At 70.8% G+C, this 596-nt stretch carries 1 protein-coding gene; it reads right to left on the bottom strand.

What is annotated here, in order from left to right; genetic code table 11:
- On the bottom strand, window positions 1–596 hold a 596-nt coding region (locus ACTQ05_RS09560; RefSeq protein ID WP_441538977.1), incomplete at both ends, for an ISL3 family transposase.

Raw genomic sequence — 596 nt, 5'->3', positions numbered from 1 at the left:
CCTCTTCTTGAGCGCCTCGAGCCTCGCCCTCTGGCCGTCGGTGAGGTCCTCGGGGTTCTTCACGAGCGCGTAGCGGCTGCCCTTGATGGAGGCCGCCTCCTCCTCGAGCGCCCTGACCTCCTCGGGCGGCAGCTCGCCTTTGGCAGGCCTGCCGCGCTTGCCCTCGGGCCTGGGCCTGGCGGCCCTGGCGGCGGCCCTGGCGGCGTTCCACTCCTCGCAGCGCACGGCGTCGAGCGCGTCGTTCATCCACTGGACCACGTGGAAGGGGTCCATGACCCACCTCGCGTTGGGGCAGCGGCGCTTGACCAGCTGCCTTATCCACCTCGCGCCGTCGGCGGTCACCACCTCTATGGCGCGCCTCTGCTCGCGCGTGAGCTCGTCGAGGAACAGGTTGAGCACGTCCTTGCCGGTGCCCTCGTGCGCCCAGATGAGGCAGCCGCGGTCGTGGTCGACGACCACCGTGACGTACTTGTGGCCCTTCTTGTACGACGTCTCGTCGATGCCGATGCGGCGCACGCCGTCGAACCTCGAGGCGCCGCGCGCGGCCTCCAGCTCGGCGTAGACGCGCCTGCACACGCCGCCCACGCTGTGCCACT

The sequence above is a fragment of the Collinsella sp. LCP21S3_A9 genome, from assembly GCF_052118785.1.
In the GTDB taxonomy this organism is placed as follows: domain Bacteria; phylum Actinomycetota; class Coriobacteriia; order Coriobacteriales; family Coriobacteriaceae; genus Collinsella.
This window is presented reverse-complemented; position numbering and strand designations above follow the sequence as displayed.